Genomic DNA, 15,214 nt, shown 5'->3' with positions numbered 1-15,214 from the left:
AATAATTCCATTTTAGCTAATATTCAGAGAAAAGCCAACATATACATGCTGTAGATGCTTGTCAACGGGAGGGAAACGTTCAATGACTCCACGCCACGTCAAACGATTAATGCTATTCATACTCACCGCCGTCCTGCTCGGCCTATCCATCCAGCAGGGCTTCAGCCACGCTTGGCAATCCCAATATACGTATGCCTTCGCCCCTGCTGCCAAAGCCCTGTCGGAGCCTGCGCCACAAGCGGCCAAGCCACCTGTATCCGAGCCTGATAATTGGGCGTCCAAGCCTGAAGCGCTCAGTAAGCGAGTCGTCGAATACCACATGCACGTCGCACTTAGAGACGATATCCGTTATTTGGACGGCGAGCAGTCAGTTACATGGACCAATCCAGGCAATAAAACAGTGTCCGAGCTGTATTTTCACCTGTATCCGAATGCCTTCTACTCAGACAAGACCACCTTCATGAAAGAATCGGGCGGTCAGCTTAGGTCTGATAAGGCAACGTCCGACAGTCAAGGCTATATGAAGCTGTTATCGCTCCAGACGCTCGAGGGGGAAAGTCTGCTGCCGCGGCTTCATTACGTTCAGCCTGACGATGGCAATCCGAATGACTACTCACTGGCCAAGCTTAAGCTTCCTGTACCTGTTGCACCCGGTGCCTCCGTTACCCTGCAAATGAGCTATGAGGTGAAGCTGCCTGAAGTATTCGCACGCATGGGCTATTCCGGCAGCTTCGTCATGGCAGGACAGTGGTTTCCGAAGCTGGCGGTCTATGAGACAGCAGGAACAAGAGGCCGAGCCGCTGAAGGCTGGAACACGCATCAATACCACGGCAATTCCGAATTTTACAGCGACTTCGGTATTTACTCTGCTCGCATCCAAGTACCTGACACTTATACCGTAGCTGCTACTGGCTTCCAGACCAAAGCAGCAGAGAGTAATGGCAGCACCATTACTTATCAATTCTATGCGGATGATGTACATGATTTCGCTTGGGCAGCATCACCTGATTTCGTCTATGTGGAGGACACGCTCTCTGGGACTAATATTCCTGGCGTTCGCATCAAGCTCTACATCGATCCTTTACATGCGGAGCTGAAAGACCGCTATATGCATGCGGCGAAGTCCGCTCTCTCGAAGTATGCTCAGTGGTACGGAGAGTATCCCTATTCTACGCTGTCCGTCGTCGTTCCTCCGAAAGGCGCGAATGGCGCAGGGGGAATGGAATATCCGACTCTCGTGACCGCATTCGCCGCTGAGACCGCAAATCCTGGCTACAGCCTGGAGAGAACCGTTGTCCATGAGGTCGGTCATCAATATTGGTATGGCATGGTTGCCTCCAATGAATTCGAGGAAGCTTGGCTGGATGAAGGATTCACCTCCTATGCGGAGGACAAGGTGATGGAGAACGTCTATGGACTTACACCCAATCTCCCTCTGGAAGCCAGCTACATAACATCTCCCGCTCCGCTGAAGCAGCCTTCTTGGGCTTACAAGAGCCATGATATTTATGCGGAAAATGTGTACATGCGGGCCAAGCTTGTCTTGATTGGCATCGAGAATCAGGTCGGTACCAAGATGATGCAGAAGATTATGCGCACTTATTTTCAGAAGTACAAATTCAAGCATCCGACGAGCAGCGACTTCCAGAGGGTAGTCGAGCAGGTGACGAAGCAGAAGTGGCATGATTATTTCACCCAATATGTCTATGGCAGCCAAATGGCAGACTTCTCTGTGGAGTCCATCAACGTGAACAAGGTGGAGCAGGATGGCAAGAGCATGTACGAATCAGTCGTTCTCATCAAAAAGAACGGCGGCAGCAACGGCACTATCCCACTCGTTATGCAGTTCAAGGACGGAACTCAGCTGCCGAAGACTTGGGAAGCCGATGAGTCGCACATCCAGTTCAAGATTGTTCATGATGCCCCGCTCGCTTCGGTAACGATTGATCCGGGCAATACGAATGTGCTCGACAACAAGCATATTAATAACTACATGAAGGCTGACCTTCCAGAGAGCACGCGTACACGTTGGAGCCTCAGTACGGCCAAAATAATCGAAGGGCTGCTCGGTATGTTAGGGTGGTAAGGAGGCAATGACCATGAAGCATTATATGAAGCAAGGCTGGCATCTTGCAGTCAAGCATTTCTATATCGTGATTCTCTTCTTCTTGTACCAGCTGCTCTGGGGATTCTTCTTATATCGATTCATTGATTCTATCGTTACGCCGCTGCTCAGACGTTTCCCTGAATCCCCTTCAGCTGTCAGGCTCTTCTTCAACGAAGCGCAATTCCAATTGTTGAAGACGGATCTTATTACCCCGTATATCTGGCTGCTGGGGGGGCTGCTCGTTACGCGAATATTGCTCACGCCACTGTTCGATGCCGGCCTATACTATTCCCTTCATCACTCTACTGATGCGGGAGGAACGCAGTTCATCCAAGGCATACGCAAGAAATTCAGGCCGATCGCACTCTTATATTGGTTGAAAACCTTGCTCGTACTCGCCCCTGCCTGGTGGCTCCTGCCCAAAGCCCTGCAGTCGCTGCTGCAGAGCAGCTCCATCACGGAGCTTATACTGGGGCTGCTGCCCGCCGCTGGCGGTTGGCTCTTATGGGGCGTGGTGCTCCACCTGCTGCTCCTCGCTATGCAGCTTGGCACCATCACAGGAGAAGGCATCCTCCCTAAGCTATGGACTGCTATGCGGCATATCCTTCCTTTTGCAGCCATCTCATTGCTCATGTGGGCTATTGGCGCCGGAATCAGTCTATTCGTCACCAGTATCTCGCTAGTATGGGCCGGCCTGCTCGCACTCATCCTTCACCAAGGCTATAACTTGATCCGCAGTATGATGAAGGTATGGACGGTAGCTGCGCAATACGAGTGCCTGCAATCTAAGCAGACCTAATGCCGAATGACGACTAACAAGCCTTGTAGAGGATCCTCTGCAAGGCTGTTTTTTGTCTCTAAACCTGTCACTTTTACACATTATTCTCTCTAAGGAGCGTGAGAGCCGTTCATTCTCGCGAGAATAATCTGCATATTCTACAAATACCTCACATAATAAATGTAAATAGTATCCGTTTCATTAGTCTAAATGACCTATAATTTTCAAATGTTTATACAAAAAATCATAATAAACGTTCCTTTCAGCCAAAAGGTTACATGAGAATTATTAGAATTTGCCAGTTTGGGGAGGAGTTCAAGAAAAAAAACAGAATAGTTATCGAGTACATAACAAAGCTTGCCTAATTCCTTGTACTGGAAACGGGGGAACCACTCTGGGTGAATTGATTTCGACGTCCGAGCCAAGCTCTAATCGGCGCCTGAGAAATCATAGGGATCCTTCAACCGAACCCCACAGCTAACCTCGTAGGCATTGGAAGGAGTTTCACCATTTTGAAAAAGGTTACAGCAATACTATTCGGACTTGTGTTAATGCTAGCTTTTCAAGCAGGCAGCGTTTTTGCAGGCTCCAAAATGGACGGAATCATCGATAATGTAATCGGCACTCCGTACCAAAGCGGTGGCACAACAACGAGAGGCTTCGATTGCTCAGGTTTCACAACCTATGTGTTTGACAAAATGGGCATTGATCTTCCACGTACTTCTGCATCGCAATCCAAAACCGGTGAAGCAGTCGCTAAAGGCGATCTGGTAGCTGGCGATCTTGTGTTCTTCAACACAAGTGGCAAAGGCGTTTCCCATGTCGGCATCTATGTAGGCGACGGTAAGTTTGCACACGCTTCTTCCAGCAAGGGTGTTATTATCAGCAAGCTTAGCGATTCCTATTACGAAACTCGGTACATGAACGCTCGTCGCGTCATGGACCAATCCACATTTGACAAATATGCTGACGAAAAATAAAGCCAGCACCTCACTTCCTCACCGAAGCGAGGAATGACTTTTTCAGCAAAGCCGCAGTTGTTTGTCTCTGTTATGACAAACCACATGCGGCTTTGCTGTTTTCTCACGTCTAAGGGGGAGCGCCTGCCATGTACTTATTTATTCACCGCAAAGATCTACGTTCAAACCATATGCGCGCATTTGATTATATAAAAAAACAGAAAGATGTCGGTATTCATCTTCTGATTATCGATCCGCAGTTAGCCGGAGGCGGTCGATTGCACACCCATAGCGGGCGGAATTTCATCCGCCAGGCTGCTGCGCTGCTGCATGAATATGCAGTGGCGGGCAAAGAGCTTCACGTGCTCTACGGCGATCCAGCCGAAATTACGGAAGCTCTGCTGCAATGCCATCCGATTGATGAGGTTATTGTTCAAGCGGACTACACGCCCTACGCTCGACAGCGCGATGAGCATGTGCAGCAGAGGGTAAGAGCTGCAGGCAGACGTTGGACGCCCCTTGCAGATGCGGCACTGGCAGATCTTGAAGGTTTCCAAGCGTTCACCAGACGTACGGAGCCTTATAAGGTATTCACTCCTTTCTATAGAATGTGGAGTACCTATATGCTGCAATATTACTCTCCATCTGAAGAGACGACTATTGAGCATTTAACAACTATACAAGAGCTGAGCTGCGAATTATCCGTACGGTATAAATTGCCGGAGGAAGCGGCGGCGGCTCTCGGCGGTACTACTATTATGGATTGTACTGCGGTGAAGGCCGCAGGCACGCTTGATCGCTTCGTGCGAGAACGGATGGCCTCTTATTCCGAGCAACGGGATCTATACGCAGAGGATTTATCCAGCGGGCTGTCCCGATTCATTAATACAGGAGCGGTCTCCGCTCGCCAAGCTTACGAAACAGCTCAAGGGCTGCCAGGATCTGAATCTTGGATACGACAGCTGGCATGGCGGGACTTCTATATCTACCAAGCGATGTTCCATGAGCAGTTCTTCCGTTATGAAGCAGACTTAGATTTGACTTCACTTACGAATGAGCATTTTGAAGCATGGTCTCGCGGTGCAACGGGGATCCCGATTATTGATGCGGCCATGACGCAACTGAATCGGACAGGAGAGATGCCTAACCGGCTGCGGATGGTAACAGCTATGTTCCTGACGAAAAACCTGCTAAGCCGGTTCACGCTCGGAGAGAATTACTTCCGGCTCAACCTGAGTGACTATGACAATACCCTGAACCGCGGTGGATGGCTGTGGAGCTCCTCTCTCGGCTACGATGCATCGCCGTATTTCCGTGTAATGAACCCCGTCACCCAATCACAGACGCATGATCTGAGCGGCTCCTATATTCGCCGCTGGCTTCCGCATCTTGCTCACTTGTCCGATAAAGCGATTCACCAGCCGCAGCCAGGGGCAATCGTCGACTTAAAGGCGTCGCGGGCAAGGGCTATTGAGGTGTATAAGGGGATTCTTAGCTGAGCAAATGCGACTCAACTTCTTCAACATACAAGCTCGCTGCAGCAGTTCAGCTGTCAGCGAGCTTTTGTATTGTTATTGAAGGTTATTGATTTCTCACTTTATCCTGTACCTCCAAGTCTGATCGTTTTGCCACTGTCGGCTGCCGTCGAGCCCAGAGGCCCTATTCGAGACGTGACCGTTTTTTTAGGAGCGATTTTCCGAAAACGAATTGAAACGGCTTCTTCTTGAGCCAGAACGGTCTGACGCTCTGAAGAATAGTTTTTTATTGGCAATAAATCCATTGACAAAGTTAATAGTAAATATTACTATTAGTAATCGTAACAATTACTATTTGTAGGCCGGAATATTGTTATAATCTCATTTCCAATCAAACACAAAGGGGTATATCATTCATGCGGCAAAAGAAAGCAACGATTCACCTGGCACTTATCCTGATGATGATTATACTGGCAGCCTGCGGCAGCAACGCGGGCAATGTCAATAACGCTGCGGAGGAGCCTTCCGCGTCGCCATCGCCTGAGACGGAGGCTAAGCCGACCTTCGAGCCGGTGACGGCTACCGATGTGACGGGCGCTTCCATTACGGTTGACAAGCCCGTCGAGAAGATTGCGTGCGTCGTCTCCCTCTGCGTAGATGTGCTGGCGGAGCTTGGCATGAAGCCGGCGGCCATAGCGGAGAGCGGCGTTCGCGAGATTGCGAGCTCGCCGGAGTTTTACGGCAGTGAAGGGGATACATTCCCTTCGATCGGCGGCAGCTTCTTCGAGCCGAGTCTGGAGGATCTCGTTACCGCAGCGCCGGACCTGGTTATCGGTCTGTCGGGCGTTCACGACTCGCTCCGTGAAGGCTTGAACGGGGTTGCACCGCTATTTCTGGGAAATCCAAAGCATTACGATGATTCGATCGCGTTCCTCGAGACGATTGGCGAGCTAACGGGCAGAACGGAGGAAGCTGCTGCAGCCAAGGAGCGGTTCCTCGATAAGCTGGAGACGGCCAGCGAGCAAGCTCCCAAGGATAAAAAAGCTTTAATTATTTTCGGCTCCGACGTCAATTTCTCGGTTATTACCGACAGCGGCCTAGGCGGAACGGTGATGAAGGAGATTTCCAATTATCCTTGGAAGGTCGAGAATTCGGAGGACGATCCTTACGGCGAAGGCAGCGTTCCGTATTCCTTGGAGAAACTGCTCGTCGAGGATCCCGACATCATCTTTGTCGAGAGCTATTCGTATAGTCCGGGAACGAAGTCGGTTTCGGAGCAGCTAGCCGAATCGCCGCTTTGGAGCAACTTTAAGGCGGTTCAGAACGAACAGGTGCATGAGGTGCGGTCGCCAATCTGGGGAGACGGCCGGGGGACGCGCTCGCTGTCGATTCTGATGGACGAGGCGCTGGCCATCATGTATCCGGATCTTTACTAGGGATTGGTAATTCGCATGCTGAATCGAATGAAGACGTTGAAGACCGGAAGAACTCTTATTCTTCCGGTTTTTGTTTTAGCGGTCGTACTCGTTGTCTCCTTTGCGGCTTGTTTGAAATACGGAACGCCCGTACTGGGCTGGAGCGCGATATCGTCCGCTCTGTTCGCGCCGGGCGGAGACGAGCTTGAGCAAATACTGGTACGCGAGATTCGGCTGCCGCGCTATATACTCGGCTTGATGGTCGGCGCTCTTCTGGGCGCCTCCGGTACGCTGATGCAGGGTGCGCTGAACAATCGCCTGGCAGGACCCGAGCTGCTCGGCATTACGGCAGGCGCTTCGTTGACCATAGCGGCCGTAACAGTGCTGCGGCTGCCGGTGCCGTTCCAGCTGCAGCCGCTGCTTGCGCTCGTTGGCGGTCTGGCCGGCGGGGCAATTGTCGTCCTTGCGGCCAGGGGGAGCAGGGGGGCTGTGGGCATGCTGCTCGTCGGTATGTCCGTGTCCGCCATGCTGAATGGACTTCTGGTCGTGCTCATCGCACTCGGGACAAGCAACGACGTCAACCTGCTGTATACGTATTTGTTGGGATCGTTAGCCAATCGCAGCTGGGAGCATGTCGATCGCCTTGTTCCTTGGCTCGTCATTATGCTTCCTGCCGCGATGCTGCTGGCGCGTTCCGTCAATCTGCTGCAGCTAGGTGACGATGCGGCAGCCGGACTCGGCATGAAGGTAGGGCGAACCAGGCTGCTCATGCTTGTGACCTGCGCCTTGCTGGTCGCGGTAACCGTGGCACAATGCGGCCCGATCGGCTATATTTCACTGCTTGCGCCGCATCTGACCCGCGCCATGCTTCGCACGACGGATGCCCGGCTCGTATTGCCCGTCTCGGCAATTTGCGGAGCGGCGCTGCTATCGGCTGCAGACGGCTTTGCCCGGCTGCTGTTCGCTCCTATGGAAATTCCGGTCGGCTTATGGACGACGCTGCTCGGCGGGAGCGTCTTTCTTATATATGTGCTAATACGGAGAGGGGGAGGGCCAATTGGCTAATCGATCAAGCGCCTCTTTTCTAACTGCTATGGTTATCCTCTCGGCGCTGCTCGCGGTTATGCTCGTACTGCATATAGCGTTCGGGAGAACCTCGCTGTCTATAGCCGAAGTCGTGAGGGCACTGTTGAACGTATCGGACGATGCGGGAACGCGCCATATCGTCTGGAACTTACGTCTGCCCCGCGTCCTGGTGGCGATGGCGGCAGGCGCCATGCTGGGGCTCGCCGGCGCGATTCTGCAGATCGTCATGCGCAATCCGCTGGTGGAGCCCGGGCTGATCGGCGTATCCGCAGGTGCCGTGCTGTCCGTTGTACTGGCTATGCATGTCTGGCCGGGCATTGGGCTTGCGAGCGGAGGTCTGTCTTGGGTAGCGCTGGCCGGCGGCATGGCGGCAGTCGTCGTTATTTATTTGCTGAACGGCAGACGCGGCAATAACGGAGCCAGACTCGCTCTTACGGGCATTGTGGCGACCTCCATTATTCAATCGGCGACGTCCCTCCTGCTGCTGCGCAATCAGGAGGGGCTGTCCTCCATCCTGCTGTGGAATTTCGGCTCGCTGAACGGCAAGGTGTGGACGCATTGGAGCCATATATGGCCATGGGGACTGGCGTTATTCGCTCTGGCCATGCTGCTCGCGCGGCATGCGTCGCTGCTTCGGCTGGGCGACGAGACGGCCGCGGGACTCGGCCTTGCCGTGAACCGGATAAAGCTGCTGCTGCTGCTGTCGGCGGCCGTCTTGACGGCCGCGGCGGTATCCGTTGTCGGCGCGATCGGCTTCATCGGCTTGATCGGCCCTCATATCGCGCGTCGCCTCGTCGGCTCCCAGCCGCTTCTACTGTTCCCAGCGAGCGCGCTGCTGTCCGCCGTGCTGCTATCTGCGGCCGATTGGGCAGGACAGAGCATAACGCTTACGTTCGTCCTGCCGGGAATGGAGCATCACTTATCCAGTCTGCCGGTCGGGGCGGTTACGACGCTGCTGGGCGCGCCGTTCTTCCTCTACCTGCTGCGCAGGTCGGGGGTGAAGAAGTGAGCCGGCGCGCAGCATCGGCTGCGGGCCAAGCCTCTCTATGGTCGAATAGAGGCTTCGGGCTTTATTACGCCTTCAATTTGCTTAGCTACTTCGGCTCGGGAATATCGGTTGTGGCGCTTCCGTTCTATATTTACGAGCAAACCTCTTCGCCGATTTTCACGTCTCTGGTGGCAGCGAGCGGAAGCTTGCCGTATTTGCTGTTCGGCCTGCTCGCTGGAGCATTCGCCGATCGCGGCAACCGAAAGCGGATGATGATCGGCTGCGACCTGTTCAGCGCGGCTGCGCTCGCTTCGGTGCCCGTGGCGGCTATGCTGGCGGGCCAGGCTTCGCCTTGGCATTTGATCGCAGTGTCGTTCCTGTCCGCCGTCGCTTTTGTCGGATTCGATTCCGCCAGCCATGGCGCACTGCTGCAGCTGGTCGGGAGACGGAGCCTTGTCGCCGCGAACAGTCTCCTTATTGCGTCGGACACCGTAATCCGAATCGCGGGTCCGCTGCTCGCGGGGGTGATGATCGCGGCGTGGGGCGCGGAATGGGCCGTTGCCGTAACAGCGGTCTGCTACTTCCTGTCCGCGCTGACGATCGGCTTGATCAGACAACCGTTCCAGGCGGAACGAACTCGCGCGGAAGCGGCACCCGAGGGACGGCTGCGGATGCTCGGGACCGACATACGCGAAGGTCTGAGTTTTATATGGGCGGAGCCGCTCATTCGCAGTCTGACGCTGCTGGGCTTCGGCAACAGCTTCGTTGGAGGCGCTGCGGCCGGTCTGCTTGTCGTGTTCGCCGCAAGCGAGATCGGCATCGCAGACGAAGCGCCGCAGTTCGGGCTGCTGCTGACCGCCGGCTCCGTCGGCGCCTTGCTTGCAAGCCTGAGCTTGCCTCGTCTCAGGGCCAGACTCAGACCAGGGCGAATAACGATCGTGGGATTGGCCGTCAGCGGCATCTCGTTGTTCGGCTTTGCCATGAGCGGAGCTCTTCCCGCGGCATCCGCATTCTATCTACTATGGAGCGCTGCCAGTACCTTGATTATTATGAACGGCATTACGCTGCGCCAGCAGCTGACGCCCGATCATCTGCAGGGCAGAGTGCATGCCGGCGGCCGCATGATCGCTTATGGCGGGTCGCCTTTTGGGGCTCTGCTGGGCGGACTAACCGCATCAAGCATTGGTGCTCAGCCGACCTTTGCGTTCATGTCGGCGCTTATGCTTCTCCTGTTCGCCATCGCCCTGCGCACGCCGCTTCGAAGCGCAGCGGCTTATGACGATAACGATTGAAGGAGAGATGGGAATGACGGAAACGTCTGTTGAACAACATCGTAAGGATAGCCCCGCAACGGTCAGTTGCATGATTATTACCGTATCGGATACCCGAATGCCGGAATCAGACAAGAGGCCGTGATTCTGAGCAGGGCTGTCGCGGGCGTCTGCGGCGGGAAAGCCGTATTCTCCATGCCGGGCTCCAAGGGAGCGGTCCGTCTGGCAGTCTGCCGAATCATCGTGCCGGAGCTGCGGCATGTCATGAGGGAAATCTACAAGGATTCGAAAGGCTAGCAAAAACAGGCAGATCGACAAGGGATTGCAATTTCCAAATAGTTGATTATAATTAATCGTAATTATTACTATTAAGGAGGTGTTAGGCTTGGCCAAAAAATCAAAGGTCGTCAAAGAAATGAAAAGACAGGCTACCGTAGCCCGTTATGCGGAGATTCGAAAGCAGCTGAAGGAAAACAAGGATTACGCAGGGCTGAACAAGCTTCCGAGAGACGCGTCTCCGACGCGTCTGCATAACCGCTGCGAGGTCACCGGCAGGCCGCATGGATACCTGAGCAAATTCAAAGTGTCGCGTATCGTCTTCCGGGAGCTGGCGTATAAAGGTCAAATTCCCGGCATTAAGAAGTCCAGCTGGTAACGGCGCGACGCTTGGGGTGAAGAAAAGATGGATACATTCACAGTCAGAAGACTAGAGAGGATACTGGACGGCTACATTGAAATGAAGGTGCCTCGGGGCGTACACTCCTCTGTCAGATTGGCGTACGAGTGGAACGGCAGCTGCTTGACCTTGTGCGAGAGCAGACCGGCTTATCCGGAGCGGGATTGGAGCCGCGAGGTGATCGCGCAATTTCAGCTGGAGGCGGGAAGCTGGCGCGTTTATGCCAAGCAGGCGGACGGGAGCTTCCTGCCCGTTCCCTCCATTCGCCCTGATCCCGATTTCGAGCGGCAGCTCGAACAGGTAGAGATGGATCCCGAAGGGCTGTTCTGGATTTCGTGAACGGCGCACGCAGGGCAACTCCGCCTGTCATCAATACAACTTAAGTAAGGGAGAATAGCAGGATGAGCAAAACAGCTTCGAACGCGCGGCTTCCGCGAGCCAAAGGAATCGATATGGCCGCTTATTACGCGGCAAAGGAATGTACAAGGAAAGTAAAACGGATCGTATTGCCGCCCCAGAACCGGCAAATCGTCGAGGAGTTTATTACAATCCTTGGCATGAAGGAGAGGTTCGAACGTTATGATGTCCCGATCCCGAATAAAGTGGTCATGTTTGGTCCTCCGGGCACGGGCAAGACGTTAACCGCGTTTTATATGGCTTCCAGGCTGGAGCTGCCTCTCATTCTGGTTCGACTCGATGCGATTATTCACAGCCACCTGGGGGAGACGGCCAGCAACGTCCGCAAAATATTCGAATACGCGAAGGCATCGCCGTGCGTCTTGTTCCTGGACGAATTCGACGCCATAGCGAGAACGCGCGAGAACAACGATGAAGTGAAGGAAATGGCCAGGGTGGTCAACACGCTTCTGCAATGTCTGGACGAATTCGAAGGCGGCAGCATCTTTATGGCCGCAACCAATCTGGAGGCGGAGCTGGACAATGCGATCTGGCGCCGTTTCGATACGAAGATGGCTTACAGCTTGCCGGACGAAGCGGGAAGAGAGCAATATATTTCGTTGCTGGTTGGAGATTTCGGGCATGAGGAAGGTGTTCGGGAGACTGCTTCGGAGCGCTTGGTCGGATGCAGCTACGCGGATATGGAGCAAATTATGCTCAAGGCGAAGAGGAAGGCAATTATTGAGGATAGCTTGCTCCGTACGGCACATATAGACGAGGCTCTGGCCGAGTATCAGCCCAAAACGTGTTGAACCTGTGTTCGGCACGTTTCATTTCATAGTTAATCGTAATTATTACGTAAAATAGAGGCCGTTGACCAACCTGATGTTGTCGTTGCGGAAGACTGAACGATATTGAGAATAGACGTTACGTCGCTTGTTTTCTACGGGCATCATCATGACGATTGCGGGCAGGTGGTAGACGGTATGTTGGACGGAATGAACGTTGACGATTTGTTAAGTGATATGCTGAAGAAGGGCTTCCGAGTGACGGCGCAGAGGCGGTACATGCTCGAGCTGTTGCTTCATTATACGCGACCCTTCGCGGCTATCGAGCTTTATCATGAGATGGAGAAGAAATTCAGAGGTCTAAGCTATGGGACGGTTTATTCGAATTTAAAAATGTTCGCTAAGCTGCGGGTCGTGGAAGCATTCGCCGTCGACAATGAAGTTCGCTATCGTCTGATCGAGCGCCGGCAGCCCAAGCTTTACCTGATTTGCATGGAATGCAAGGAGACGATCTCAGTTGACATTCATCCCGCACAGCTTGCGCTTCCGCCAGCCCAGCGTTTTACGTCTGTCGGCTACAAGCTGGATGTGTTCGGGTATTGCACGGATTGCAGCGATGCGGGAGGGGAGCATGCACGGGACTAATTTCCAATGCGTACGAAGGAGGCTATGAAAATGAGTGTATGGCAAGAGGATCAAAAAATTCCGGTGACGGTGTTGAGCGGGTATTTGGGCGCAGGAAAGACAACCATACTGAACCATGTGTTGAATAACCGCGATGGGCTCAAGGTAGCGGTCATCGTCAACGACTTGAGCGAAGTGAATATCGACGTCGAGCTGGTGCGCGATGGCGGAGGGCTCAGCCGGACTGAAGAAAAGCTGGTGGAGATGTCGAACGGCTGCATCTGCTGCACACTGCGCGACGATCTGCTGCAAGAGGTGGAACGGCTTGCGGAGGAGGGGTGCTTCGATTACATTCTGATCGAGTCAACGGGAATCGGCGAGCCGCTTCCGGTCGCTCAAACCTTCACTTACGTAGACGAAGACCAGAATATCGATTTGTCCAAGCTGACCCGTCTGGATTGCATGGTGACGGTCATTGACGCGTATCATTTCTGGCAGGATTTCAATTCTCCGGAATCACTGAGACAGCGCAATCAGGAAGCGGGAGAGGGAGATACGAGAACCGTCGTGCATCTTCTTACCGATCAGGTGGAGTTTTGCGATGTGTTAATTATTAATAAATGCGACTTGGTCAGCGAAGAGGAGCTCACAAGGCTGGAGACTGCTCTAAGAGGGCTTCAGCCGCGCGCGCGGTTCATTCGGACCAGCCACGGAAAGATTGATCCGAAGGAGATTTTGAATACGCGGCTATTCGATTTCGACGCGGCAAGCCAGTCGGCCGGATGGATTCAGGAGCTGCAGAAGGAGCACCATACGCCTGAAACCGAGGAATACGGCATCTCTTCGTTTGTGTACACGCGCAAAATTCCGTTTCATCCGGAACGGCTGCTTAAGTGGATGGCGAAATGGCCGAAGCCGGTCGTGCGGTCCAAAGGCATTCTCTGGCTGGCGACTCGGAACAATACGGCTATTTCGTTCAGTCAGGCAGGCGTATCGCGGCAGCTGGCTCCGGCCGGGCTATGGGTGGCGTCACTGTCGGAGGACGAAAGAAGGGAGTATTTCGGAGATGATTATCCCAATTCTCCCGACTGGGACGACGTGTGGGGTGATCGCATCACCAAGCTTGTATTCATTGGCATTGATCTCGATAAGGAAGCCATTGCCCGATCGTTGGACGGAGCTTTGCTGACGGCCGAGGAGATCAGCGGGAATTGGCGCTCGCTTCCAGATCCGCTGCCGGCATTCTAGCCCAAGGGAGGGTGGCATCATGGCCTATATCAGTCACAGCGGCGAAGCGGAGATTGTAATGAGCCTTCACGGCGAACAGCGCTGGAGGCGCAGGGAGGAAGAGTTGTCCCGTTGGTTGAACGTGCCGAAGCCGAGAGTTCGCGCCAAGCAGATCGTTTGCTACGGAGGGGCCGATATCGACGCGGAGCTGTTGCCGGCGCTTACACTGTTCAAGCGTCTCGGGATCGACACCGAATTTTCATGCGCGGGCGTAAGTCTCCTCGACGAGCCGGAGGATCATTCGCTGTATGCCTATATTACGTTTCCCACTTCGGCGCGCACGGAAGCATTCGTCATGCTTGCCATGAAGCGAATGAAGCATCGGCTATTGGTTACATACGAGCCGGGACGTGATCGATTTGATCTGTCGTCGTTCTATATTGGACATAACCGCTCGTTCTGCCTCTTGATGGAAGACTGCGCAAGAGCCATGACAGCGTTATACGCAGGCGAGGCGCGTTCATGAATGCATGGCTGGAGGAATCGGTATGGAGCGCGCGCGCGGAGGCGTACGCGAACCGGACGGATCGCCTGTGGAGCGCTCCGGACCAGCTGCGGAAGTGGTGCCTGCGTCTGCAATTGATGCTGGGCGGAGCCACAGGGCTAGAAGTGCTCGACATTGGCACGGGCGCGGGATTTCTCACCGTCCCTTTATCCCGGCTCGGTCATCGCGTTACCGGTCTGGACTTCTCGGAGGATATGCTGCGCATCGCCGCGCAGAAGGCGAGCGGTATGGGACTGGACGCCGCGTTTGTGAAAGGGCGGGCCGACAGGCTTCCTTTCGCCGATGGCGCCTTTGACGCCGTCGTCTGCCGCCATCTGCTTCCATACGTAAGCGATCGCCGGCTAGCTCTGGAGGAGTGGCTTCGTGTATTGAAGCCTGGCGGCCGAATAGCCATATGGGACGGAGATTGGACCGCCAGAAATCTGGCGCCTTATGCCCTGATGCAGTGGACCGACAGGAAGAGAGCTCCCCGTCGTCAAGGCATAGTGAAGCGTCACGGGACCATGCGAAGGCTGCATGCCCCATCCACTATGCGAGACGAGGTGACGGCAGACTTGTCTGCTGCGGGCTTCATTCATATCCATTCCCGGGAACGGGAAGACGAGGCCCTGTCTGGTCTTGGCGTGGAAGCGTCACTCGTATGCGAGAAGTTGGTTATTACTGCCAGAAAACCTTGGGAGCAGCATTTGCCTCTCCTTCCAGCATCATCTACCAACTAATTGTAAGAATGTGTTAGATAACCTGACTCAATACTACGGGTAACCTACGTAAACTTATATGATCCTACATTTTTTTGTGTGGAAAATTCACCTTTGATACACACAAAGAAGACCTTTCCCGCAGGAAGGTCTTCTTCGTG

Annotated in this window: 15 protein-coding genes, 1 pseudogene and 1 riboswitch; all 16 genes and pseudogenes read left to right on the top strand. The window is 54.0% G+C overall.

Annotated features, from left to right (window positions below; translation table 11 throughout):
• The first annotated feature begins 82 nt into the window (after positions 1–82).
• The 16 genes and pseudogenes from AC6ESP_RS22285 to AC6ESP_RS22210 all read left to right on the top strand — a co-directional run bounded on the left by AC6ESP_RS22285 (position 83) and on the right by AC6ESP_RS22210 (position 15,074).
• Positions 83–2,086: a M1 family metallopeptidase gene (locus AC6ESP_RS22285; protein WP_497098933.1), complete on the top strand. Its 2,004-nt coding sequence runs from the start codon at positions 83–85 to the stop codon at positions 2,084–2,086.
• A gap of 13 nt (positions 2,087–2,099) precedes the next feature.
• Positions 2,100–2,906 carry a hypothetical protein gene (locus AC6ESP_RS22280; protein WP_497098932.1) on the top strand — a complete coding sequence of 269 codons (807 nt, stop codon included), beginning with the start codon at positions 2,100–2,102 and terminating at the stop codon, positions 2,904–2,906.
• Between the two features lie 327 nt (positions 2,907–3,233).
• Positions 3,234–3,392, top strand: a riboswitch (cyclic di-AMP (ydaO/yuaA leader).
• 2 nt (positions 3,393–3,394) lie between these two features.
• The gene (locus AC6ESP_RS22275) at positions 3,395–3,865 is read left to right on the top strand and encodes a C40 family peptidase (RefSeq protein WP_497098968.1); all 471 of its coding nucleotides are present in this window, start codon (positions 3,395–3,397) and stop codon (positions 3,863–3,865) included.
• A 128-nt stretch (positions 3,866–3,993) separates the two neighbouring features.
• Complete coding sequence (locus AC6ESP_RS22270; protein ID WP_497098931.1) at positions 3,994–5,343, top strand: cryptochrome/photolyase family protein; 1,350 nt, start codon at positions 3,994–3,996, stop codon at positions 5,341–5,343.
• A gap of 392 nt (positions 5,344–5,735) precedes the next feature.
• The gene (locus AC6ESP_RS22265; protein WP_497098930.1) at positions 5,736–6,755 is read left to right on the top strand and encodes an ABC transporter substrate-binding protein; all 1,020 of its coding nucleotides are present in this window, start codon (positions 5,736–5,738) and stop codon (positions 6,753–6,755) included.
• A gap of 15 nt (positions 6,756–6,770) precedes the next feature.
• Positions 6,771–7,799: a FecCD family ABC transporter permease gene (locus tag AC6ESP_RS22260; RefSeq protein ID WP_497098929.1), complete on the top strand. Its 1,029-nt coding sequence runs from the start codon at positions 6,771–6,773 to the stop codon at positions 7,797–7,799.
• The gene (locus AC6ESP_RS22255) at positions 7,792–8,829 is read left to right on the top strand and encodes a FecCD family ABC transporter permease (RefSeq protein WP_497098928.1); all 1,038 of its coding nucleotides are present in this window, start codon (positions 7,792–7,794) and stop codon (positions 8,827–8,829) included. Before AC6ESP_RS22260 ends, AC6ESP_RS22255 begins: the two co-directional genes overlap by 8 nt.
• Positions 8,826–10,100 (top strand): MFS transporter, encoded by a 1,275-nt coding sequence (locus tag AC6ESP_RS22250; RefSeq protein WP_497098927.1) that lies wholly within the window; start codon positions 8,826–8,828, stop codon positions 10,098–10,100. The genes AC6ESP_RS22255 and AC6ESP_RS22250 overlap by 4 nt, the downstream gene beginning before the upstream one ends.
• 117 nt (positions 10,101–10,217) lie before the next feature.
• Positions 10,218–10,376: pseudogene (locus AC6ESP_RS22245) on the top strand (molybdenum cofactor biosynthesis protein); the annotation flags it as partial.
• 88 nt (positions 10,377–10,464) lie between these two features.
• Entirely contained in the window at positions 10,465–10,734 is a 270-nt protein-coding gene (gene rpsN / locus AC6ESP_RS22240; RefSeq protein ID WP_497098926.1) for a 30S ribosomal protein S14, read from the top strand.
• A 27-nt stretch (positions 10,735–10,761) separates the two neighbouring features.
• Positions 10,762–11,094 (top strand): DUF3024 domain-containing protein, encoded by a 333-nt coding sequence (locus tag AC6ESP_RS22235; protein ID WP_497098925.1) that lies wholly within the window; start codon positions 10,762–10,764, stop codon positions 11,092–11,094.
• A 62-nt stretch (positions 11,095–11,156) separates the two neighbouring features.
• Positions 11,157–11,963, top strand: coding sequence for an AAA family ATPase (locus AC6ESP_RS22230; RefSeq protein WP_497098924.1), 807 nt, complete (start codon positions 11,157–11,159; stop codon positions 11,961–11,963).
• A 102-nt stretch (positions 11,964–12,065) separates the two neighbouring features.
• Entirely contained in the window at positions 12,066–12,584 is a 519-nt protein-coding gene (locus AC6ESP_RS22225) for a Fur family transcriptional regulator (protein WP_497098923.1), read from the top strand.
• Positions 12,585–12,614: 30 nt separating this feature from the next.
• The gene (locus AC6ESP_RS22220) at positions 12,615–13,811 is read left to right on the top strand and encodes a GTP-binding protein (RefSeq protein WP_497098922.1); all 1,197 of its coding nucleotides are present in this window, start codon (positions 12,615–12,617) and stop codon (positions 13,809–13,811) included.
• Between the two features lie 19 nt (positions 13,812–13,830).
• Positions 13,831–14,316 carry a hypothetical protein gene (locus tag AC6ESP_RS22215; RefSeq protein WP_497098921.1) on the top strand — a complete coding sequence of 162 codons (486 nt, stop codon included), beginning with the start codon at positions 13,831–13,833 and terminating at the stop codon, positions 14,314–14,316.
• On the top strand, positions 14,313–15,074 hold the full coding sequence (locus tag AC6ESP_RS22210) for a class I SAM-dependent methyltransferase (RefSeq protein WP_497098920.1): 762 nt from the start codon (positions 14,313–14,315) through the stop codon (positions 15,072–15,074). Before AC6ESP_RS22215 ends, AC6ESP_RS22210 begins: the two co-directional genes overlap by 4 nt.
• Positions 15,075–15,214 lie beyond the last annotated feature (140 nt).

It is taken from the genome of Paenibacillus xinjiangensis (assembly GCF_059686975.1).
Note: the sequence above shows the minus strand (reverse complement) of the source record. Positions and strands in the feature narration are given on the sequence as shown.

Excerpts from the sequence above, each read along its gene's own strand:
- AC6ESP_RS22285 (WP_497098933.1), top strand. The coding sequence starts at position 83 with ATGACTCCACGCCACGTCAAACGATTAATGCTATTCATACTCACCGCC.
- AC6ESP_RS22280 (WP_497098932.1), top strand. The coding sequence starts at position 2,100 with ATGAAGCATTATATGAAGCAAGGCTGGCATCTTGCAGTCAAGCATTTC.
- AC6ESP_RS22270 (WP_497098931.1), top strand. The coding sequence starts at position 3,994 with ATGTACTTATTTATTCACCGCAAAGATCTACGTTCAAACCATATGCGC.
- AC6ESP_RS22265 (WP_497098930.1), top strand. The coding sequence starts at position 5,736 with ATGCGGCAAAAGAAAGCAACGATTCACCTGGCACTTATCCTGATGATG.
- AC6ESP_RS22260 (WP_497098929.1), top strand. The coding sequence starts at position 6,771 with ATGCTGAATCGAATGAAGACGTTGAAGACCGGAAGAACTCTTATTCTT.
- AC6ESP_RS22235 (WP_497098925.1), top strand. The coding sequence starts at position 10,762 with ATGGATACATTCACAGTCAGAAGACTAGAGAGGATACTGGACGGCTAC.
- AC6ESP_RS22230 (WP_497098924.1), top strand. The coding sequence starts at position 11,157 with ATGAGCAAAACAGCTTCGAACGCGCGGCTTCCGCGAGCCAAAGGAATC.
- AC6ESP_RS22220 (WP_497098922.1), top strand. The coding sequence starts at position 12,615 with ATGAGTGTATGGCAAGAGGATCAAAAAATTCCGGTGACGGTGTTGAGC.
- AC6ESP_RS22215 (WP_497098921.1), top strand. The coding sequence starts at position 13,831 with ATGGCCTATATCAGTCACAGCGGCGAAGCGGAGATTGTAATGAGCCTT.
- AC6ESP_RS22210 (WP_497098920.1), top strand. The coding sequence starts at position 14,313 with ATGAATGCATGGCTGGAGGAATCGGTATGGAGCGCGCGCGCGGAGGCG.